Genomic DNA, 21,196 nt, shown 5'->3' with positions numbered 1-21,196 from the left:
TGCTGTCTAGTTGATACTTATCTTGCCAGTATTCAGAGTTCTTATTACTTTATTTTGATGCTTGCCGGGTGTCCATTTTGGAGCTGATTTTAAAACACGTATTGCCTCATCTCCAGTTTTAAATCCCAGATCTCTTATAATCTTTATGTCACTTATTGATCCGTCTTTTTCAATGATGAAGGTGAAATAGATCGTTCCTTTGAGAGTTGGTTTTTCAGCAGGGTTTATAAAATTTTTGCTCAGGAAAGTATTAAATTGAATGATACCGCCCGGGAATTCAGGTTTAACATCTATGCCTGCAATGTTGTAGATTTCATTGTTGTCTGAAACAGAATTTGTTGTGGTCTGCTCAGATTCTTTATTGGTCTGTGAAAATGTAACTTGTGCAAAGCAGATCAGAAGTAAAAGGAAAAATTTATTCATTATGATTACATTTTATGAATGATAAAAATCGTAGGACGTTTGTCTATATCAATTTTTAGTTTTTTCCAATCCGAAACCCGCATCGTTTTAATGAACTCGGTTGGCAATGTAATGTCTGTTGCAATACAAAGATGTGTTGACGGATTTAAAATCTGTAAAAGATCTTCGATTAATTTGTTGTTTCTATACGGAGTTTCAATAAAAAGCTGCGATTGGTTTTTATCTTGCGATAATCTTTCGAAATGACGAATCGCTGATTTTTTTTCGTCTTTGTCAATCGGTAAATACCCGTTAAAAGTAAAACTTTGTCCGTTCATTCCCGAAGCCATCATCGCCAGTAAAATAGAAGACGGACCTACTAAAGGGACTACCTGAATTCCTTTTTCATGAGCCAGTTTTACAATTACAGCGCCGGGATCAGCAACACCGGGACAGCCGGCTTCGCTCATTAATCCAACATTTTTTCCTTCTAGCAAAGGTTTGATAAAGTCTAAATGTTCGCTTGGTTCCGTACGTTTATTAAGGGTAAAAAGAATCAGTTCAGATTGTTTTTTCTCCGGCGAGACCGCTTTTATGGATTTACGGGCTGTTTTTTCGTTTTCAACGATATAGTGATCTATAAAATCGATACTTCTTTTTACTGTTTGAGGTAAAACATCCATAGGGTCGCTTTCGCCCATTGTTGTTGGAATTAAATATAGTTTTCCCAGAAGTTTCATAGATGTCTTTTTATTTTGTTAGGAAAAGAAGAACTTATGAATGTTTTTCGATAAGTTTCTTCGAGATGATATCGGTTACTTCATCTAACATTTGATATACATTTTCAAATCCGTTGGTAACGCCAAAGTAAGGATCCGGAACATCTACGTTTTCATCGGGAAATAATTCGTCTAAAATCAGACGGACTTTGTTTTTATGTTCTTCAGTCTGAGCCAGTTTTATAACGTCGTCATAATTAGAAGAATCCATCACATAGATGTAATCAAAAGTATTGAAGTCAGCAGGTTTGAATTGTCTTCCTTTTTGGTTTCCAATGTCTATGCCGTTTTTTTGGGCTACTGCTATAGATCGTTTATCAGGGGAGTGTCCTACATGCCAGGATCCGGTTCCGGCTGAGTCAACGATGAAATTATTTTTGGGTAATTTTGAAGCTAAAATACCTTCAGCTAAAGGTGATCTGCAAATGTTTCCCAAACAAACCATTAAAATTTTTACTGGCATGATGCGCGTTTATAGCGTTAGTTTTTTGTTGATGTCTTCGACAAATTTTTTGAATTGTTTGTCTGTAGAAACTAAATTGTCAACTGTTTTGCAAGCGTGTAATACGGTAGCGTGGTCGCGATCTCCAATTTGTGAACCAATGTTTGCCAAAGAAGCTTTTGTGAATTTCTTTGCAAAAAACATGGCCAATTGTCTCGCCTGTACCACGTGCCTCTTTCGGGTTTTCGATTGAAGTGTTTCAACATCCAACTGGAAATAATCAGACACAATTTTTTGAATATAATCGATAGAGATTTCTCTTTTTACGTTCTTAACAAATTTTTCTACTACGCTTTTGGCTAACTCAATAGTAACTTCTTTTTTGTTGAAAGAAGACTGAGCAATTAAGGAAATAATAGCGCCCTCTAATTCTCTAACGTTACTCTTGATGTTACGTGCCACATATTCGATAATATCTTCCGGCATTTCAACACCATCACGATACAATATGTTTTTTAAGATAGAAATACGGGTTTCGTAATCCGGTTGGTGCAGTTCGGCAGAAAGACCCCATTTGAAACGGGATAATAAACGCTGCTCGATATCCTGCATATCAACAGGTGCCTTGTCGGAAGTAAGGATTACCTGTTTTCCGTTTTGATGCAAATAATTGAAAATATGGAAGAATACATCCTGAGTTCCTGATTTTCCTGATAAGAACTGAACATCGTCAATAATTAAAACATCGATTAACTGATAAAAATGAATAAAATCATTACGATTGTTCTTTTTTACAGAATCAATATATTGCTGTGTGAAAATTTCGGCAGAAATGTATAAAACCGTTTTTTCAGGATATTTGTCTTTTACTTCTACTCCTATAGCATGTGCTAAGTGGGTTTTTCCTAATCCAACTCCTCCAAAGATCAATAACGGATTAAAGGAAGTTCCTCCAGGCTTGTTGGCAACTGCCATACCCGCAGAACGGGCCAAACGGTTTGAATCTCCTTCAAGGAAATTATCAAAACTGTAATTTGGATTTAACTGAGATTCAATTTTTAAATTTCGGATTCCCGGAATTACAAACGGATTCTTAAGTTCAGGATTTAGGTTTTTAAACGGAGCATCAACCTCTTGCGGTTTCATTGGAACTCTGTTGGAACTTGGCAGCTGCTCGGTAAACGGCTGTTTATTTCCATAAGTGTTCTCCATTTTAATTTTATAGAGTAACTTTGCGTTTTTTCCCAGTTCTTTGGTAAGTGCAACTTTCAATAATTTTACGTAATGCTCTTCGAGCCATTCGTAGAAAAATTTACTTGGTACTTGAATGTATAACGCGTTATCGGTTAGTTCAACTGACTTGATTGGCTCAAACCAAGTTTTGTATGCTTGATCTTGAATATTGTCCTTTATAAAAGACAAACAGTTTTCCCATACCGATTGAGCAGTTTTAGTCATAGATTCAAATAAATTTTCTTATTATTGATAAAGATTCTCCTAATAAAAAAGGAGCAGTTTTATTCCGTATTTCGGGATAACAAATATGTGAACAAATTTCTGTAAAAAAAAATATTTTGAAGTCTAATTTTATAAAAAAAAGTTGTAAGTAAACTTTTTAAACTTAATTTTTTTTAATCTGAAAATAATGAAAAATCATCAAACGCAAGTGCGTGTTCGTTACTCGGAAACCGATCAAATGGGGGTTGTTTATCACGGAAATTATGTGCCATATTTTGAGATTGGACGCGTGGAATGGCTTAGAAATAAAGGGATTTCATATAAAAGCATGGAAGAAAGCGGTATCGGATTGCCAATTGTTTCAATGCAGATAAATTATAAAAAATCGGCACGTTACGATGAGCTTCTTACCATTCATACAACTTTCAAAAGTCAAACATCTGTTAAGATTGAATTTGATTGCGCAATCTACAATGAAGAAGATGAGTTATTAACAACTGCCGTGTTTGTTTTAGTATTTATTTCGTTAAAAACGGGTCGTCCTACAGCACCTCCGGATTACATTTTAGAATTATTTAAAACGCTGGTATAATTGTTAAAATGTGATGGCTTTTAATGTCAAATTATATAATTTTAATATCGATTTCAAACATTAAATTAAAAATGTCGAATATTGTTTCGGCATTTTTTTTACGTGTTTTGGTTATTATTTTGCCAATTGGAAGCCCTGAGTCTTCATTAATCTCCATTTCCTGAGCTGTAATTTCCAGTTTTTTTTCTTTTATAACCCGCATTACCCGATTCATATTTTTGTAATCAAAGGAGATTAGAAAGTGAACGTCTATTGTCTTTTCTATAATCTCACAGGCTTCCAGCGCCATTTGTGCTGTTGTTTTGTAAGCCGTGATCAGGCCGCCAACGCCCAGTTTAATTCCTCCGTAAATCCGAACTACTACTATTAAAACGTTGGTTACGCCAAAAGATTGTATCTGTCCGTAAATTGGTGCGCCTGCTGTGTTGCCGGGTTCTCCGTCGTCATTGGCACGGTAGGAGATTTTAGGCGCGGTTCCTAGTTGATAGGCATAACAATAGTGGACCGCATGGGGATGCTGTTTTTTTAGGTTCTCAATAATAGGTTTTACCTCGTCTTCACTTTCGATAGGATAGGCATAGCCGAAGAATTTGCTGCTTTTTTCTTTTAAAAGCACTTCTTCAGATTCGAAAGCAATGGTTTGGTAAGTATCGTTAATTTCCAAAAGTTAATTTCTAAAATTATTTTTTTAATCTGTGGCTAAAACAATAGCTAAAGTATTTGTTTGTCAAATAAATCAATAACATCTTCTTGTCCAACTTGTAAATTCCAGACATGAAATCCCAGTGCTGCGGCTGAATCTGTATTTTCTTTTTTGTCGTCTACAAACAAAGTTCTTTTTGGAGATAACTCGTGTTTGTTAATGAGATATTGAAAAACTTCTGCATTTGGTTTCCGCATCCCAATTTCAAATGAAAAATAAACTTTTTCGAAGCATTGGTAAAAATCACTGTAAAACGAAATGCCACTTTTGTTTTCGAAAGTTTCGATGTGAATAGAATCGGTATTGCTCAATAGAAACAATCGGTATTTTTGGGATAGCAGTTGTAAAAATTCCAGTCGGTATAAGGGGAAATCTGCTAAAATAGCGTTCCATGCTTCCAAAATTTGTTCGGTAGTGGCGTTTGGAAGTTGTTTTTGAAAGCCTGACAGAAAATCCTCTCGTGAAATATCTCCGGTTTCAAACAAAAGATTCAATTGATTCAATTCTGCATTCCATTCTTTTAGTCCTAATTTCTGCAATCCCGAAATAGTTGCCTGTTTGTCCAGATTGATGAAAATATCTCCAAAGTCAAAAATTATAGTATCAATCATGATTTCTAATGTTTAGTAATTCGTCGTCGAGAATATTGGTTCTTGTTGCATTTTTTTTGGGAATAAGTGGTGCTTTAGTTCCGTTTTTGAAAGAAGTTTTTCCGATGAAAATGCGGGCTTCATCCCAAATATTCTGGTCGATAAAGGATTGCAAAGTCTGAGTACCTCCTTCAATGATAACAGACTGAATTTGATTTTGATACAGAGCAGCTGCAATCTGCGGTACAATGCTATGATTAAAATCAATTATTATAAAGGTAGTGTTTTCTGTTGAAAGGCTGGTTTCAGATTTCGTAAATACAATGGTTTTTACAGTGTCGTCAAAGACAGAACTATCTTTTGGTATACGGTTATTTTGATCCAAAACTACTCTCACGGGATTGTTTCCTGACCAGTCTCTGGTATTTAATTTCGGATTATCATCAATAACGGTTTGCGTACCCACTAAAATGGCCTGTTCTTCACTTCTCCATTTGTGAACCAATTGTCTGGAATAAGAATTGGTGATCCAAATTGGTTCTCGTTCTGCATTTTTCTGTTTTTCAGGGGATAAAAAGCCATCCTGACTTTCGGCCCATTTTAATAATATATAAGGTCTCTGTTTTTGATGAAAAGTAAAAAAGCGTTTGTTAAGCTCGAAGCATTCTTTTTCTAAAACTCCAACAGTAACATTTGCTCCGGATTCGATTAGTTTTTTAATACCGTTTCCTGCCACTTTTTCATTGGGATCAACAGTTCCAACCACCACGTGTGGAATTTTATGTTCTATAATTAAGTCACAGCAGGGAGGTGTCTTCCCAAAATGGCTGCAAGGTTCTAAACTAACGTATATTGTCGCTTTGCTTAACAGCGATTTGTCTTTTACAGAACGTACAGCATTAACCTCTGCGTGTGGTTCTCCCGCTTTTTTGTGCCAGCCTTCTCCGATGATCTGATTGTCGTAAACAATTACGCTTCCAACCATTGGGTTCGGATAAGTAGTCCCAAAACCATTTTGAGCCAGTTCGATGCAGCGTTTTATGTATTTTTCATGTATATTCACGATACAAAAGTAGTTAATTTTGAGTTTAGTCTCGATAGTTTTGGGGTAGTTACCCCACTATCGAAAAAGTATTTTTACTTTTGTAATGATATTTAAGCAGTAATAGAATATGGAAAATTGGACTATAAGAGTCATTAAAAAAGAAGACAATCAGGCAGTTGCGCAGTTAATACGATCTGTATTTGATGAAATGGAAATACCGAAAGTAGGGACTGCTTATGAAGATCCGTATTTAGATTTAATGTTTGAAGAATACAATAAGCCAAAATCGGTTTATTATGTGGTTGAAAAGGAAGGTGAAATTATAGGCTGCTGTGGAGTTGCGCCTTTGGAAAATGGTGCTCCGGAGATTTGTGAGCTGCAGAAAATGTACTTTTTGCCAAAAACTCGTGGCTTGGGAATTGGAAGTGTGATGATGGAGAAGTGTTTAGAGCAGGCGCGAATTTTTGGTTTTGAAAAATGTTATATCGAAACGATGCCTTTTATGCACGCCGCGCAAAAGCTATATGTAAAATCTGGTTTTGAATATTTAGAAGCTCCTATGGGGAATACCGGGCACAGTTCTTGCCCAGTCTGGATGCTGAAAAAATTATAGGAGAATAGTGTAGTGAATTTACTTTACAATGTTTACCTTGTAGTACAGTTGCCCTTGACTGAAAATTAATGTTCAAATACCCAAAATGAAAATCAAACAATATCGGACTCAGTTCATTAAAGATTTATCGCCCTTTTACGATGCGTATGAAGCAGAGAGTTTTTTTTATTTAATTTTAGAAGATAAGCATCAATTACGACAAATTGATTTGGCATTAAATCATGAATTGGCTTTTTCGGAAGATGATTTTCTGATTTGGGATTTTTTAGTACTGCAATTAAAGAAAGAAGTTCCAATACAGTATTTATTAGGTAAAACTCATTTTTACGGCTTAGATTTCGAGGTCAATGAGAATGTTCTGATTCCTCGTCCGGAAACGGAAGAATTGGTGGAATGGATTATTAATGAGAATTCAGGAGGAACTAAATCAAAAAAAATCAAGATCCTTGATATCGGAACCGGCAGTGGCTGCATTGCAATTTCTTTGGCAAAAAATCTTCCCCATGCAGAAGTATATGCAATCGACGTTTCAAAAAAAGCAATAGCAACAGCTAAAAGAAATGCAGTCAGAAATAAAGTTGATGTTACTTTTATGCTTCAGGATATTTTAGAGGCAGAAGAATTGAAGCAAAACTTTGATGTCATTGTTTCAAATCCGCCTTATGTACGGAATTTAGAAAAACAAGAGATTAAAAAGAATGTTTTGGACTATGAGCCGCATCTTGCTCTTTTTGTAGACGATAATGATGCCTTGATTTTTTACAGAAAAATTGCTGAACTGGCAAAGAAAAATCTCTCGGAAAAAGGACAATTGTACTTCGAAATTAATCAGTATCTGGGGAAAGAGATGATTGATTTATTAGAAAAAATGAATTTCAAAAATATTGAACTGAAAAAAGATATTTACGATAATGATCGTATGATTAAGGGAATTGTTTGAGTTTGCAGTCGCAGTCTCAATTTTTAGTCTCAGTCTCAGTTTTCAGTCTTACAACTAACTGCAAACTGTAACTGTAAACTAGAAATTATTCATATCGTAATGCTTCAATAGGATCCAGTTGTGATGCTTTTATGGCCGGATACAAACCGGAAACAATGGCGACCATAAAACTGGTAGCAAAAGCAGCAAAGATGGCCACCCACGGAATTACAAAAGCAAAACTCATTGCAGCTGCGAAAGCAAAACCAACAAGAATTCCTAATACAATACCGACCAAACCGCCTATTTGACCAATTAATAGGGTTTCGATGAAAAACTGTACTGAAATTGTTACTTTGGTAGCTCCCAGAGCTTTTCGTACGCCAATTTCGCGGGTTCGTTCTGTAACCGAAACAATCATGATGTTCATCAAAGCAATTGATGATCCTAAGATGGTGATGATACTGATGATCCAGGAAGCCCATCCTAAATATTTGGTGATCCCTAAAATACGGTTAATTAAATCGTCACTTCTTCCAATACCAAAATTGTTGTCGCGAACAGGGCTTAATTTACGAACCCTGCGCATCGTACTTGTGGCATTATCTATAGCTTCGTCCAAAAGTTCTTTTTTTGAAACCATCACACTAATGGTATAGTTGATTTTCGGAGTCGTAAACAAAGATCGTGCGACCTGAATTGGAATTAAAACACGTAAGTCCTGACTGTTCCCAAAGGTCGAGCCTTTTTCCTTTAGAACACCGATCACTTTGAATCGGGCACCACGGATAGAGATAATTTTATCGATTGGGTTAACGTCTTTTAGTAAGCCTTTTTCAAAATCAGAACCTACAACGCAGGAGTAAGTGTTGTTTTCAATATCGAATTGGTTGAACGAACGTCCTAAAGTGGTTTCAAGACCTGAGTTAGCGATAAAATGCTCGTCGACACCAACAATCGTAATTTCCGGATCGGTTTTTTGATCTGAATATTTTACTTCAGCTTTGGAGGTGGCAGTAAAAGAAAGTGAAGTTTCGGTAAAAGGATATTTGTATTTGTTTTTGAAGGCTACAGCCTCAGGGTAAGAAATAATCGGATTGATGATTTCACGTTCATTTCCTCCACGATTTTTAAGGTTGTTTTCGTATTGATTGATGTTAAAGGTGTTGGCACCCATTGATGCAAAATTGGTCGAAACCGTATTTTCAAGAGCCGTAACGACCGTGAGGATTCCCACCAGAGCAGTAATTCCGATAGCAATAATTAAAACGGTAAGAATGGTACGCAGCAATTGAGTTTTGATAGAACCAAAAGCAATTCGGATATTTTCTTTAAATAATTTTAGCATCATGATCTATTTGTCACGAAAATACGTTTTTTGTTACAAGTTTGTTTTCGAAGTGGTATTATTTATTTTAAAAAGTAAGATATTTGCAGTCGTTCAGAATCTGAGAAAAAGAAGTTCTGAAAAGACAGTAATTCATAAGGAGATTTTTAAATTTTAAGATTTAAAAAAAAATCTAATAATCTAAAGATCCAAAAAACTAATAATCTAAAAAAATGGCTTCAAAACCGAGCATACCACAAGGAACAAGAGATTTTTCACCAGCGGAGGTGTCAAAACGTCAATATATTATTCAGGTTATCAAACATAATTTTGAGAAATTTGGCTTTCAGCCGATTGAAACTCCTTCATTTGAAAATTCAGATACTTTGATGGGGAAGTATGGAGAAGAAGGAGATCGTTTGATTTTTAAAATATTAAATTCAGGAAATTTTTTCTACAATAAAAGTAAAATTGAACTGCCAAAATCTATTGAGCAGCTTCAGGCTGTTTCTGCTGATAAAATTACTATTGCAGAAAGAGTTGAATTAAATTCGTTTACAAAACAAATTTCTGAAAAAGCGTTGCGTTATGACTTAACAGTTCCGTTTGCGAGATATGTGGTGCAACACCAGAATGAAATCGAATTTCCGTTTAAAAGATATCAGATTCAGCCGGTTTGGAGAGCTGATCGTCCACAGAAAGGACGTTTTAGAGAGTTTTTTCAATGTGATGCCGATGTGGTTGGCTCAAAATCGTTATGGCAGGAAGTGGAACTGGTACAATTGTACGATACCGTTTTTACAGCATTAGGTTTAGAAGGAGTGACCATTAAAATCAATAACAGAAAAATATTATCAGGAATTGCTGAGGTGATCGGTGCTTCTGATAAATTAATTGATTTTACTGTGGCTCTTGATAAACTGGATAAAATTGGTGAAGATGGCGTGAAAAAAGAAATGATCGAGAATGGTATTTCTGAAGAAGCATTGGTAAAAGTACAGCCTCTTTTTAGTTTTAGCGGAACTTTTGCAGATAAAATCAATCAGCTTTCCCATTTATTAGCAGCGTCAGAAGAAGGAATGAAAGGTGTGGAGGAGCTTAAATTTATTTGTGACAATGTGGCAACTTTAGGATTGTCGACAGCTACTTTAGATTTAGATGTGACACTTGCCCGTGGATTAAATTATTATACCGGAGCTATATTTGAAGTAGCGGCTCCAAAATCAGTTTCGATGGGTTCTATCGGAGGTGGTGGAAGATACGATGATTTGACGGGTATTTTTGGTTTGAAAAATATGAGCGGCGTTGGAATTTCTTTTGGACTGGATCGTATTTATTTGGTTTTAGAAGAACTTCAGTTGTTTCCTGAAACCGTTTCTGCGACTTCAAAAGCATTGTTTATTAATTACGGAGATGCAGAGGCTTTGTATGCGTCACAGGCTATTCAGAAATTACGTCAGGAAAATATAAAAGTAGAGCTTTATCCGGATAACGTAAAAGTTGGAAAGCAGTTTCAATATGCTGATAAAAGATTGATTCCTTTTGCCGTAATTGCTGGAGATCAGGAAATTGCTTCGAATTCGTATTCACTTAAAAATCTGGTAACAGGCGAGCAGATTACGGTAGATTTTGAAGGATTGAAAAATGCTTTGCTAGCTTAGATTTTTATTCTGAAATAAAATGTTTTTTGCGCAGATTCAGCAGCCGAATCTGCGCATTTTTTTTGTGTAAGCTTGTAAAGAATTAATTCGCGAATTAGGGGCAAAAAAAAGATAAGCTTGGTGTGGTTTTGTTTTACGCAGATTCGGCAGATTTAGCAGATTTTTTGGTTTTTATATAAGCTCATTAAGAAATAATTCGGGAATTCGTGGCAAAAAAAGATGAATGCAGCGTGATTTTTACTCTAAACACATTTGTTTTTAAATCCGATGCCAAATAGTTCGTTCAAAGAATGTTTTCTGTAATTCATTGCAGAAGAAAATGTTAGGTGAATAGCTGTAGAGTTGCTGTTTTTTTATTGAATTAAAAGCGATGAAATAGTTGCCGGAAGAGAAAAAAAGCGTTTAATTTGCCACTTCAAAATACGGGCGTAGTTCAAGGGTAGAATAGCGGTCTCCAAAACCGTTGATGGGGGTTCGAATCCCTCCGCCCGTGCAATAATAGTCTTGCTTCCTCTGTTGAAGATTATTGCTTTACTGACTTAGTTCTTTATGTCAGTTGGATAAGTTGGAGGTTTTTTGTCTCTCATAGATTCTGTAAATTTATTTTGGTTGAAAAGCTGCATTAGAAATAATTCGCGAATTCGAGGCAATCAAAAAAATGTTCCAAGACAATCACAAAAGAAATCATAAAAAAAAAGCTTCGTCTCATAAGGCGAAGCTTTTTTTAATATAAGGTAAACTTGAATTAATAATTATTTATAAAGCCGAGGCTAACCCTTAAATTCAATTTTGATAGGTAATAATTTAGTTTTCAATTGGATTTCAAATATACTATAATCTATATCGTGATAGTCTTAAAATTATACTAAATTTTAAATGGTGGTTTTAGCTTTTTAAATGACTCAGTCTTAAGAAAGTGACAATTTGACATTTTAGAAGATTTGGCAGTACTTTTGCAATCCAAAAGAAAGAATAAAAAATGAAGTTTAAGAATATTTTTAAAAATAAAAGTAATATGACTACGGAAAATACAGAATTCGATCAGGAATTAGATGATGTAACGTTAGAGAACAACGCCAACGGTGAGCAGTTAATTGTTGAAGAATTAAGTGTTGAAGAGCAATTGGCTCAAGACTTGGCAAAAGAAAAAGATAAGTTTTTGAGACTATTTGCTGAATTCGAAAATTACAAAAAAAGAACTTCAAAAGAGCGTATCGATTTGTTTAAAACTGCAAATCAAGATGTTTTATTGGCGATGTTGCCAGTTTTAGATGATTTTGACAGAGCTATAGTAGAGATCAATAAATCGGAAGATGAAACTTTGACAAAAGGAGTTGAATTGATTCACGAAAAATTAAAAAATACTTTAGTTTCTAAAGGTTTAGAGCAAGTTGAATTAAAAGCAGGTGATGCTTTTGATGCTGATTTTGCTGAGGCAATTACCCAAATCCCGGCTCCGTCTGAGAAATTAAAAGGGAAAATTGTTGACGTTATCGAAAAAGGTTACAAATTAGGAGACAAAATTATTCGTTTCCCTAAAGTTGTTATCGGGAACTAAGAAAGCAAATGACATATTCTGAAAGTCAATTTTTAAAGTATTGGAATTCGGAATTTTAAATTTGGATACAAGCGCTGGCAAACTGGCGAAGCAATTTAACCTAAATTATGAAAAAAGATTTTTACGAAATACTAGGCATTTCAAAAAATGCTGACGCTGCCGAAATTAAAAAAGCTTATAGAAAAAGTGCATTGAAATATCATCCGGACAAAAATCCGGGCGACAAAGAGGCAGAAGAAAACTTTAAATTAGCGGCAGAAGCTTATGAAGTACTAAGCGATCCTAATAAAAAAGCGAAATACGATCAATACGGACATCAGGCTTTTGATGGTTCTGGCGGATTTGGCGGTGGTCACGGTGGTATGAATATGGATGACATTTTTAGCCAGTTTGGTGATATTTTTGGCGGTGGATTTGGTGGCTTCGGTGGAGGCGGAGGCGGTGGCCCTCGTCGTGCTAAAGGAAGCAATCTTCGAATTAAAGTTAAACTGACTTTAGAAGAGATTGCAAATGGTGTTGAGAAAAAAGTAAAAGTAAAACGTAAAGTTCAGGCTAAAGGAGTTACCTACAAAACATGTTCGACTTGTAACGGTCAGGGACAGGTAATGCGTGTAACCAACACTATTTTAGGAAGAATGCAATCTGCGTCAACTTGTCCTACTTGTGGCGGGTCTGGTCAGATTTTAGATAAACGACCATCTGAAGCAGATGCTCAGGGAATGATTTTAGAAGACGAAACCGTTTCAATCAAAATTCCTGCGGGAGTGGTAGACGGCATGCAGTTAAAAGTTTCTAATAAAGGAAATGATGCTCCGGGAAACAGCGTTCCTGGTGATTTAATTGTGGCTATTGAAGAATTGGAACACGAGTTTCTGAAACGTGAAGGCGAAAACATTCATTATGATTTATACATCAGTTTCCCGGAAGCCGTTTTAGGAGTTTCTAAAGACATCGAAGCAATTAATGGAAAAGTTCGTATTAAATTAGAAGAAGGGATTCAGTCCGGAAAAATCTTAAGATTAAAAGGAAAAGGTATTCCAAGCATCAATGGTTACGGAAGTGGAGACTTGTTGGTTCATGTAAATGTGTGGACACCAAAAACGCTGAACAAAGAGCAAAAACAATTTTTTGAAAATGCACTTAACGACGATCACTTTATTCCGAGCCCTGAAAAATCAGAAAAATCATTTTTTGAAAAGGTAAAAGATATGTTTTCATAAACCGGACTTTTTTGAAAAGGAATCCATAATAAATTTAAGAAACCCATTCTATAGCAAATTGTAGAATGGGTTTTTTGTGTGAATAGTACAAGATTTCGATACTATTTATTTACTTTTACATCCATAATGCCACAATGGTCAAACTGACGCAGAAAATCTTAATTATAGCATGAGCAACTTACTCGAAGTACATAAAGTCGTAAAACAGTACGGTGATTATGTAGCGCTTAACGAAGTTTCATTAAACGTACCAAAAGGTAGTATTTATGGACTACTAGGTCCCAATGGAGCCGGAAAAACTTCCCTGATCCGAATTATAAATCAAATTACTTTACCTGATGGCGGTGAAGTGATTTTGGATGGAGAAAAATTACAGCCCAAACACATACAGAATATAGGTTATCTTCCCGAAGAAAGAGGATTGTATACTTCGATGAAAGTTGGAGAACAATGTTTGTATCTGGCTCAAATGAAAGGGCTTTCTAAAGCTGAGGCAAAATTACAATTGGAATACTGGTTTGATCGTCTTGGAATTCAGGGCTGGTGGAACAAGAAAATTCAGGAACTTTCTAAAGGAATGGCGCAAAAAATTCAGTTTGTAGTTTGTGTGCTGCACAAGCCTAAATTGCTAATTTTTGATGAGCCTTTCTCCGGATTTGATCCTGTGAATGCAAACGTAATTAAAGATGAAATTCTGGCGCTTAAAGAACAGGGAGCTACAATTATTTTCTCGACACACCGCATGGAAAGTGTAGAAGAATTATGTGATCATATTGCTTTAATTCATAAATCGAATAAACTGATTGAAGGAAAAGTAAGCGATGTAAAGCGTCAATTTCGAACCAATAGTTTTGAAGTGGGGATTCTAACGGATAATGTAGAAGGCCTGATGTATGACATTACACAAAAATTCACCGTGTCGCCGGCAAGTTTTAAATCCTTAAATGACGATCTGAAACTGGATATTCAAATTGGAGACGCAGCGCCAAATGAGCTATTGCATTTACTAACGCAGCGTGGACAAGTAACCCATTTTGTAGAAAAAATACCAAGCATAAACGATATTTTTATTCAAACAGTAACCGGATAGATTGTTGGATATTTAGATTTCAGGATTCTATGAATGAATCCGGATCTAAAAAAAAAATCTAATAATTTAAGAAGTCTAAAAATCTTATAATCTAAATAAATGAGTATAATTTCATTAATTATAAAAAGAGAGTTTATTGCAAAAGTGCGCAATAAGTCTTTTGTTGTCATGACCTTTTTGAGTCCGTTATTGTTTGTGGCAATCGCAGGATTCATTGGGTATCTGAGTTCAATGAAAGCAGAGACGAAAAGAATTGCCATTCATGACGAAACAGGTTTGTTTGCACAGGATTTTCTAAAACAGAATAAAGAAGAAGCTGAGTTTAAATACCTCAATTTGTCTGAAATTGATACAAAAGCCCTAAAAGACAGTATTACTAACGAAAGCTTTGATGGTTTAATTGTTATTCCAAAAACAGGTAATTTATCAGATTTAGAAAGTAAAATTGAGTTTATTTCGAATAACAGTCCCAGTATTTCTTTTATTGAAAAAACGCAGGATGTAATCGCATCAAAAATTACCAGAATAAATCTTGAAACGGCAAAACTGGACACCTTGGCCATTCAAAAAGCGCAGTCAGATGTGAATATTCATTTGGTAAAAGCATCCGGAGAAGAGAGTTTAAAAGGACTGAATGAGATCAAAATAGGAATAGGAGGTGCTTTTGGTTATCTGATTATGATGTTTATTATCATTTACGGTAATATGGTCATGCGAAGTGTGATTGAAGAAAAAACCAACCGAATCATCGAAATCATTATTTCTTCGGTAAAACCATTTCAGTTGATGATTGGTAAAATTGTGGGAACTTCACTTGCAGGATTACTTCAGTTTATGATTTGGGCCATCATAGGTTTGGGATTAATGTTTGCGGCATCGGCTTTTTTTGGAGTGAATGTTGGTCCAACAGCCAGAATTTCGCCGGAATTAATGCAGTCTGCTCAGCATGAAATGTCAGGAACAGCCCAAATGTACATTCGCGAATTATGGAATTTACCAATTGCCAGTATCATAATTGGCTTTGTAATTTATTTCATTGGAGGATATTTTTTATACAGTTCGTTTTACGCAGCGATTGGTGCTGCAGTGGACAACCAAACGGATTCGCAGCAATTTCTTTTGCCAATCATTATGCCATTGATTTTGAGTGTCTATGTTGGTTTTTTTACCGTTGTGAATGATCCTCACGGAACCATTGCAGTAGTATTCTCGATGATTCCGTTAACATCGCCAATTGTTATGTTGATGAGACTTCCGTTTGGTGTGCCGTGGTGGCAAATTGCAATTTCGGTATCATTATTGTTTGCTAGCTTTTTCCTTGTAGTATGGTTCGCTGCCAAAATTTACCGAATAGGGATTTTAATGTATGGCAAAAAACCAACCTGGAAAGAATTGTATAAATGGCTTAAATATTAATTTTTTAAGTTGCTAAGGTTCTGAGTCTATAAGTTGCTAAGGTTTCTTAGCTTCATAATAAAAAAAAACTCAGAACCTTAGCGACTCAGAACCTTAGCACCTTAAAAAAGAATGAGTAAAATACTAATTATAGAAGACGAAGCGTCCATCAGAAGAGTTTTGGTAAAAATTTTATCAGAAGAAAATGATACGTATCAGGTAGATGAAGCAGAAGATGGTGCGGCAGGTCTTGAGAAAATAAAAAACAACGATTATGATTTGGTTTTGTGTGATATCAAAATGCCAAAATTAGATGGAGTTGAGGTTTTAGAAGAAGTAAAAAAGATTAAGCCGGAAATTCCGATGGTCATGATCTCGGGGCATGGCGATATGGAAACCGCGATTCATACGATGCGTTTAGGGGCTTTTGATTATATTTCGAAACCACCTGATTTAAACCGATTGCTGAATACCGTTCGTAATGCTTTAGATAAAAAACAGCTCGTAGTAGAGAATAAGATTCTGAAGAAAAAGGTTAGTAAAAACTACGAAATGATAGGGGAAAGCGAAGCAATCAGTCATATTAAAGTAATGATTGATAAAGTAGCCCAAACCGAAGCCAGAGTTTTGATTACTGGACCAAACGGAACCGGAAAAGAGTTGGTAGCACATCAACTACATGAAAAGAGTGAGCGTTCCAATTTCCCTTTGATAGAAGTAAACTGTGCCGCTATTCCAAGCGAACTAATCGAAAGCGAATTGTTCGGACACGTAAAAGGAGCCTTTACGTCGGCAGTAAAAGATCGTGCAGGAAAGTTTGAAGCGGCAGACAAAGGGACTATTTTCCTGGATGAAATTGGAGACATGAGTCTTTCGGCACAAGCCAAAGTGCTGCGTGCATTACAGGAAAATATGATCACAAGAGTTGGGGCTGAAAAAGACATCAAAGTGGATGTACGTGTGGTAGCAGCGACCAATAAAGACCTGAAAACTGAAATTGCAGAAGGGCGTTTCCGTGAAGATTTGTACCATCGTTTGGCAGTAATCTTAATTAAAGTACCGCCATTGAACGAGAGACGTGATGATATTCCGGCATTGATTACTCATTTTACCGAGAAAATTGCATCAGAGCAAGGCAATTCGGTAAAAGTGTTTTCACCAAAAGCCATAAAACTATTACAGGAGTACGATTGGACTGGAAATATCCGTGAACTTCGAAATGTAGTGGAAAGATTAATCATTTTAGGAGGAAGTGAAATCTCGGAAACTGACGTGAAAATGTTTGCAAGCAAGTAGTGCTTCGCGCAATATGCTTTAAGCTACACGCTTTAAGCTTTTATAAAAATGAAATAAATTTTTGCTTGGAGCGTACAGCTTAAAGCTTAAAGCATAAAAAAATGAAACTAAAAAAAATAAACGAGAAATTACAAGACGCTTTAATTGAAAATGGTTTAACAGAGGCAAATGCGTTGCAGCAGGAAACTTTTTCGACCATTAAAAGTGGAGCCGATAGTGTCATTATTTCTCCGGCCGGGAGTGGAAAATCTACTACAATTGTATTAAATGTCATTCAGCAATTGGCAGGGAAAACCGAAGAATCGCCGCGGGCTTTGATCATTGTAGAAGATAAAGCCAAAGTGTTGGAAATGGAAGAACTTTTTGAAAAATACGGAAAGTATACCAACCTTGAAGTTTATGGGGTACACGATAAAGGTGATATGGATTACGATAAAAACTACGTTTCTACCGGAATTGACGTTTTAATCGGGACACCAAATAAATTGAGTGATATGTTTACAACAGCGGGCTACAACGTAAACCGACTGAAAATGTTTATTCTGGATGATGCTGATCCGATTCTGAAATTACGTCATGAAACTAAAATTATGCGTATTTCAAACAGTATCGCTAAAGTACAGCGAATCATTTTTGCTGAAGAACTGACAGAGCGTATTGAAATCCTGGCCGAAAAAATGTTAGTAGAACCTTATTTATTTGATATGGATGAAGAAGGAGAAGAGGAGCTTGATGAAGAAGAGGATGATATTGAAGAGGAATAAAATTCTGAAATAATAAGTTTTGTATGGAGATTCTCAAAACGCTTAAATTTTTAATGATTACACTTTTAGGATTTTTTGTTGTAATTTATGTTTTGGTTGTTTCTTATATTTATTTCAATCAGGTTGAAATGGTTTTTAAAAGCGCTTCACTTCCGAAAGATTATAAGTTTGATTATCAGCAAAAGTTTGAAGAATTGAATGTTAAATCTTTTGATGATGTGAATTTGAATGGTTTACTTTTTAAAACCGAAAATTCTAAAGGTTTAGTTTTTTATCTTCACGGAAATGCAGGAACATTAGAAACTTGGGGGAAAATTGCCAAAATCTATACTAATCTGGGATATGATATTTTTATTTTGGATTATAGAAGTTTTGGAAAAAGTGAAGGTGAAATAGAAGATGAAGATCAATTGAATAAGGATGTTGCAGTCGTTTATAAGGCTTTGTGCAAAAGATATCCTGAAAATAAAATAATTATTGCGGGCTATTCTATTGGTTCGGGATTGGCAACAATTTTAGCTTCTGAGAATAAACCAAAAGCCTTATTGCTTCAATCGCCTTATTTTAGTTTTACTGAATTATCAAGCAGTAAAGTGCCTTTTTTTCCAAATATTATGAAGAAGTTTCATTTAGAGACTTTTAAATATGTGACTAAAGTTAAAGCACCGATTTATATTTTTCACGGTATTGATGATGAATTAATTTCATGTGATAATTCTGTTAGGTTAAATAAATTGTTAGATTTTAAAGGGCATTTTTGCGGATTAAAAAATCAAGGGCATATTGGGATGAATGAAAATGAAGTTTTTCAAGAAAAGTTGAGAAAAATATTAGAATAAAAATATAATATAATAATAAAAAAAAATGTCATGGGATTAATGAAGGTGTTTTCAGGAAGTGAAGTCTTAGCAATTGCTTTGAAGGAAAGATTAGAAGAAGCCGGAGTGGATACAGTTAAAAAAGATAATATCCAGTCGGCTCGTATGGGAGGTTATGGCGGATCTGATTTAGCAGTAGAAGTTTTTATTCAGGAAACTGATTTTGCAAAGGCAAATCCGGTTATTGAAGAATTTAGAATGAATATTCAATAGTCTCATTTTTTTGTAAGATGTAAAATGTGAGATGTGAAAAGTTTTAGTGTAGAGAGACTGAACACTGAGACTGCAAACTGAAAAAAAAATATGCAATATAAAATGTTAGTGCTCGACATGGATGATACCTTGTTGACAGACGATCATAAAATTTCTGACCTTAATAAAAAAGTATTGTTGGAGGCACAGGCAAAAGGCGTATACGTCGTTCTGGCTTCAGGCAGACCAACATCGGCGATGACTGCTTATGCTAAGGAGTTAGAGCTGGATTTGAATGATTCGTATATGATTTCGTTTAATGGAGCGATCATCAGTACGGTTAAAGATGATGTTGTTTTGTTCGAACAAAAATTAACTGTTGAGCAAATTCATGAGTTGTATGACTACAGTGTAAAAAAGAATACCCATATCATTACGTATCTGGACGGTGAAATTATAAGCGAAACTGATTCGGAATATATTGACGTGGAGAAAGAAATTACCGGATTGCCGCATAATAAAGTGTCTGGTTTTAAAGAAGCGGTTACAGAACCTGCGGTAAAATGTATTTTGCTGGCAGAACCTTCTTATCTAAAAGAAGTAGAAGCTGACTTAAAAGCAGCAATGCCTCATTTAAGTGTTGCCATGTCAAAGCCTTTCTTTTTGGAAGCAGCACAGAACGGAATCGATAAGGCGGCCAGCTTAAAGCTTTTAGCCGAAAAACTAAACATTCATCAAAGTGAAATCATTGCCGTAGGAAATGCCGGAAATGACCTGACTATGATCGAATATGCAGGTTTAGGAGTTTGGGTCGATAATGTGACACCTGAATTAAGAGACAGAGCAGATGTAATCGTAGCTTCAAATAACAATGATGGAGTTGCTGAGGTGGTGCAGCGTTATATCTTAAATTAATTTGTATGAAAGAACCAATTGAAACAAAACGTCTAATTTTAAGAGAATTACTTCTTTCGGATGCTGATGGAATGTTTGAATTGGATTCGAATCCGAATGTGCATCTTTTTGTTGGAAAAAAGCCTGTAACAACTATTGAGCAAAGTATTGCTCAAATCGAAAATATTCGGCAGCAGTATAAGGATTTTGGAACGGGCCGCTGGGCTGTTGTGCTAAAAGAAACGAATGAGTTTTTGGGCTGGTCCGGAATAAAATTCATAAACTATGAAATTAATGGTCACAAAGAATTTTATGAAATAGGATATCGTTTCATCGAAAAACACTGGGGGAAAGGCTATGCTACGGAAGCCGGAAAAGCATTTGTTGATTATGCGTTTAACAAGATGAAAGTCAAAGCGCTTTACGCTTATGCCGATGAAGGAAATGAGGCCTCAAGAAAAGCGTTGGAAAAATTAGGTTTTCGCTACGTGAATTCTTTTGAATATGAAGGGGAGCTGGAAGTTTGGTACGAATTGAAGAATCCAGACTTGTAAAGAGATAAAATGAAATGTGTCCCAAATCTTTGTAAACTCAATTTGCTTAAGATTTGCAAAGATTTGGAAAACAGTTCTTGGTTTTTAATACTTTAGAAAGAAGTACTAAATATTATTTTTTAGCTACTGAAACAAAATACTTGTTTCCGTCACCCATTGTCAATTTTACACGTTCGTCGCAAAGATCGATAGCGAAATTAGCGCTTTCGTAGCAAGTACAAGTTGTGTTTTTGTCTTTAGACATTTCAGTTTTACAATTGTTGTTTTTAAAAGTAGACAATTGCGGAGTGTACAAGCTTACTAAATCAGTTGAAGCAGTTACTAACGAAATGATACTTGCTGAATTGTTGTTTGTAATTCTGTAAACGATTCTATCCGTGTAGTTTACTTCATTTACGGTTACTTTACGAATATAAGTGTAAGCCGTTGAGCCTTCACCCGGTTCTTTTACTTCAAATTTAAATCCAACCGCACGAATTGCAATATCAAATTGAGATTGAGAGTTTAAGCTCGCCCAGTTTGTCAATGTGCTGATAGATGGAAATGGATTAGCAGCCGGAGCAGTTTGAGCCTGAGCGCTAAAAAGGGTTAAGAACATCAAGCAGATTGTGGGTAAAAATGCTTTCATATGGAGTTTTAATTTTTAATTTTTGCCTACTCTTTATGGTTTTCGGCCTGCCCATTTTTATGATAACAAAACAACAACATAACGATGGAAAATCAAAATTGTTATGCGCTATTTATGATTTTGATGCTATAGTTTTCGTCTCCTGTTTTTTGACGAAGTGAAATTACTTCTAAAATTATTTCCAGCAAAGTTAAAT

At 35.4% G+C, this 21,196-nt stretch carries 23 protein-coding genes and 1 tRNA gene; 15 read left to right on the top strand and 9 right to left on the bottom strand.

Annotation, left to right across the window (positions count from 1 at the left end):
- Nucleotides 1-6: 6 nt before the first annotated feature.
- From ACAM30_RS03330 to dnaA, 4 genes are read right to left on the bottom strand one after another with little or no spacing between them, the layout of a single operon-like run.
- Nucleotides 7-423, bottom strand: a complete 417-nt coding sequence (locus ACAM30_RS03330; RefSeq protein WP_369617237.1) for an energy transducer TonB — start codon at nucleotides 421-423, stop codon at nucleotides 7-9.
- Between the two features lie 5 nt (nucleotides 424-428).
- Nucleotides 429-1,142: an SAM-dependent methyltransferase gene (locus ACAM30_RS03325; RefSeq protein WP_369617236.1), complete on the bottom strand. Its 714-nt coding sequence runs from the start codon at nucleotides 1,140-1,142 to the stop codon at nucleotides 429-431.
- Between the two features lie 34 nt (nucleotides 1,143-1,176).
- Nucleotides 1,177-1,644, bottom strand: a complete 468-nt coding sequence (locus tag ACAM30_RS03320; RefSeq protein ID WP_369617235.1) for a low molecular weight protein-tyrosine-phosphatase — start codon at nucleotides 1,642-1,644, stop codon at nucleotides 1,177-1,179.
- Nucleotides 1,645-1,653: 9 nt separating this feature from the next.
- Nucleotides 1,654-3,081 (bottom strand): chromosomal replication initiator protein DnaA, encoded by a 1,428-nt coding sequence (gene dnaA / locus ACAM30_RS03315; protein ID WP_017498620.1) that lies wholly within the window; start codon nucleotides 3,079-3,081, stop codon nucleotides 1,654-1,656.
- Between the two features lie 187 nt (nucleotides 3,082-3,268).
- On the opposite strand from dnaA, the gene ACAM30_RS03310 reads away from it, so the two are divergent.
- On the top strand, nucleotides 3,269-3,673 hold the full coding sequence (locus tag ACAM30_RS03310; RefSeq protein ID WP_369617234.1) for an acyl-CoA thioesterase: 405 nt from the start codon (nucleotides 3,269-3,271) through the stop codon (nucleotides 3,671-3,673).
- 31 nt (nucleotides 3,674-3,704) lie between these two features.
- On the opposite strand, the gene ACAM30_RS03305 is transcribed toward ACAM30_RS03310, so the two are convergent.
- From ACAM30_RS03305 to ribD, 3 genes are read right to left on the bottom strand one after another with little or no spacing between them, the layout of a single operon-like run.
- A complete protein-coding gene (locus ACAM30_RS03305; protein WP_369617233.1) occupies nucleotides 3,705-4,337 on the bottom strand; it encodes a YigZ family protein in 633 nt (210 codons plus the stop codon).
- Nucleotides 4,338-4,384: 47 nt separating this feature from the next.
- A complete protein-coding gene (locus ACAM30_RS03300) occupies nucleotides 4,385-4,987 on the bottom strand; it encodes an HAD family hydrolase (RefSeq protein ID WP_369617232.1) in 603 nt (200 codons plus the stop codon).
- On the bottom strand, nucleotides 4,980-6,029 hold the full coding sequence (gene ribD, locus ACAM30_RS03295; RefSeq protein ID WP_369617231.1) for a bifunctional diaminohydroxyphosphoribosylaminopyrimidine deaminase/5-amino-6-(5-phosphoribosylamino)uracil reductase RibD: 1,050 nt from the start codon (nucleotides 6,027-6,029) through the stop codon (nucleotides 4,980-4,982). The genes ACAM30_RS03300 and ribD overlap by 8 nt, the downstream gene beginning before the upstream one ends.
- 109 nt (nucleotides 6,030-6,138) lie before the next feature.
- Between ribD and ACAM30_RS03290 the strand changes: the two genes are divergently transcribed.
- Both ACAM30_RS03290 and prmC read left to right on the top strand, forming a co-directional pair.
- A complete protein-coding gene (locus ACAM30_RS03290) occupies nucleotides 6,139-6,624 on the top strand; it encodes a GNAT family N-acetyltransferase (protein ID WP_369617230.1) in 486 nt (161 codons plus the stop codon).
- 85 nt (nucleotides 6,625-6,709) lie between these two features.
- Nucleotides 6,710-7,564 carry a peptide chain release factor N(5)-glutamine methyltransferase gene (prmC, locus tag ACAM30_RS03285; protein WP_369617229.1) on the top strand — a complete coding sequence of 285 codons (855 nt, stop codon included), beginning with the start codon at nucleotides 6,710-6,712 and terminating at the stop codon, nucleotides 7,562-7,564.
- 85 nt (nucleotides 7,565-7,649) lie between these two features.
- On the opposite strand, the gene ACAM30_RS03280 is transcribed toward prmC, so the two are convergent.
- Entirely contained in the window at nucleotides 7,650-8,894 is a 1,245-nt protein-coding gene (locus tag ACAM30_RS03280; protein ID WP_369617228.1) for an ABC transporter permease, read from the bottom strand.
- 209 nt (nucleotides 8,895-9,103) lie between these two features.
- On the opposite strand from ACAM30_RS03280, the gene hisS reads away from it, so the two are divergent.
- The 12 genes from hisS (at nucleotide 9,104) to ACAM30_RS03220 (ending at nucleotide 20,372) form a co-directional block, all read left to right on the top strand.
- A complete protein-coding gene (hisS, locus tag ACAM30_RS03275) occupies nucleotides 9,104-10,531 on the top strand; it encodes a histidine--tRNA ligase (protein ID WP_369617227.1) in 1,428 nt (475 codons plus the stop codon).
- A 422-nt stretch (nucleotides 10,532-10,953) separates the two neighbouring features.
- Nucleotides 10,954-11,024 (top strand) — tRNA-Trp (locus tag ACAM30_RS03270).
- A 486-nt stretch (nucleotides 11,025-11,510) separates the two neighbouring features.
- On the top strand, nucleotides 11,511-12,089 hold the full coding sequence (locus tag ACAM30_RS03265; RefSeq protein WP_017495096.1) for a nucleotide exchange factor GrpE: 579 nt from the start codon (nucleotides 11,511-11,513) through the stop codon (nucleotides 12,087-12,089).
- Between the two features lie 107 nt (nucleotides 12,090-12,196).
- On the top strand, nucleotides 12,197-13,309 hold the full coding sequence (gene dnaJ, locus ACAM30_RS03260; protein WP_369617226.1) for a molecular chaperone DnaJ: 1,113 nt from the start codon (nucleotides 12,197-12,199) through the stop codon (nucleotides 13,307-13,309).
- Between the two features lie 169 nt (nucleotides 13,310-13,478).
- Nucleotides 13,479-14,399, top strand: coding sequence for an ABC transporter ATP-binding protein (locus ACAM30_RS03255; protein ID WP_369617225.1), 921 nt, complete (start codon nucleotides 13,479-13,481; stop codon nucleotides 14,397-14,399).
- 99 nt (nucleotides 14,400-14,498) lie between these two features.
- Nucleotides 14,499-15,815, top strand: a complete 1,317-nt coding sequence (locus ACAM30_RS03250) for an ABC transporter permease (protein WP_369617224.1) — start codon at nucleotides 14,499-14,501, stop codon at nucleotides 15,813-15,815.
- Between the two features lie 111 nt (nucleotides 15,816-15,926).
- Entirely contained in the window at nucleotides 15,927-17,090 is a 1,164-nt protein-coding gene (locus tag ACAM30_RS03245) for a sigma-54-dependent transcriptional regulator (protein ID WP_369617223.1), read from the top strand.
- A gap of 101 nt (nucleotides 17,091-17,191) precedes the next feature.
- Entirely contained in the window at nucleotides 17,192-17,854 is a 663-nt protein-coding gene (locus tag ACAM30_RS03240; RefSeq protein ID WP_369617222.1) for a DEAD/DEAH box helicase, read from the top strand.
- A 53-nt stretch (nucleotides 17,855-17,907) separates the two neighbouring features.
- Entirely contained in the window at nucleotides 17,908-18,693 is a 786-nt protein-coding gene (locus tag ACAM30_RS03235; protein ID WP_369617221.1) for an alpha/beta hydrolase, read from the top strand.
- Between the two features lie 30 nt (nucleotides 18,694-18,723).
- On the top strand, nucleotides 18,724-18,945 hold the full coding sequence (locus ACAM30_RS03230) for a DUF2007 domain-containing protein (RefSeq protein WP_369617220.1): 222 nt from the start codon (nucleotides 18,724-18,726) through the stop codon (nucleotides 18,943-18,945).
- A gap of 90 nt (nucleotides 18,946-19,035) precedes the next feature.
- Entirely contained in the window at nucleotides 19,036-19,839 is an 804-nt protein-coding gene (locus tag ACAM30_RS03225) for a Cof-type HAD-IIB family hydrolase (protein ID WP_369617219.1), read from the top strand.
- A 5-nt stretch (nucleotides 19,840-19,844) separates the two neighbouring features.
- Nucleotides 19,845-20,372, top strand: a complete 528-nt coding sequence (locus ACAM30_RS03220; protein ID WP_369617218.1) for a GNAT family N-acetyltransferase — start codon at nucleotides 19,845-19,847, stop codon at nucleotides 20,370-20,372.
- 112 nt (nucleotides 20,373-20,484) lie between these two features.
- On the opposite strand, the gene ACAM30_RS03215 is transcribed toward ACAM30_RS03220, so the two are convergent.
- Nucleotides 20,485-21,000: a hypothetical protein gene (locus ACAM30_RS03215; protein WP_026109828.1), complete on the bottom strand. Its 516-nt coding sequence runs from the start codon at nucleotides 20,998-21,000 to the stop codon at nucleotides 20,485-20,487.
- Nucleotides 21,001-21,196: the final 196 nt, after the last annotated feature.

Source organism: Flavobacterium sp. CFS9, from assembly GCF_041154745.1.
GTDB lineage: Bacteria > Bacteroidota > Bacteroidia > Flavobacteriales > Flavobacteriaceae > Flavobacterium.
Note: the sequence above shows the minus strand (reverse complement) of the source record. Positions and strands in the feature narration are given on the sequence as shown.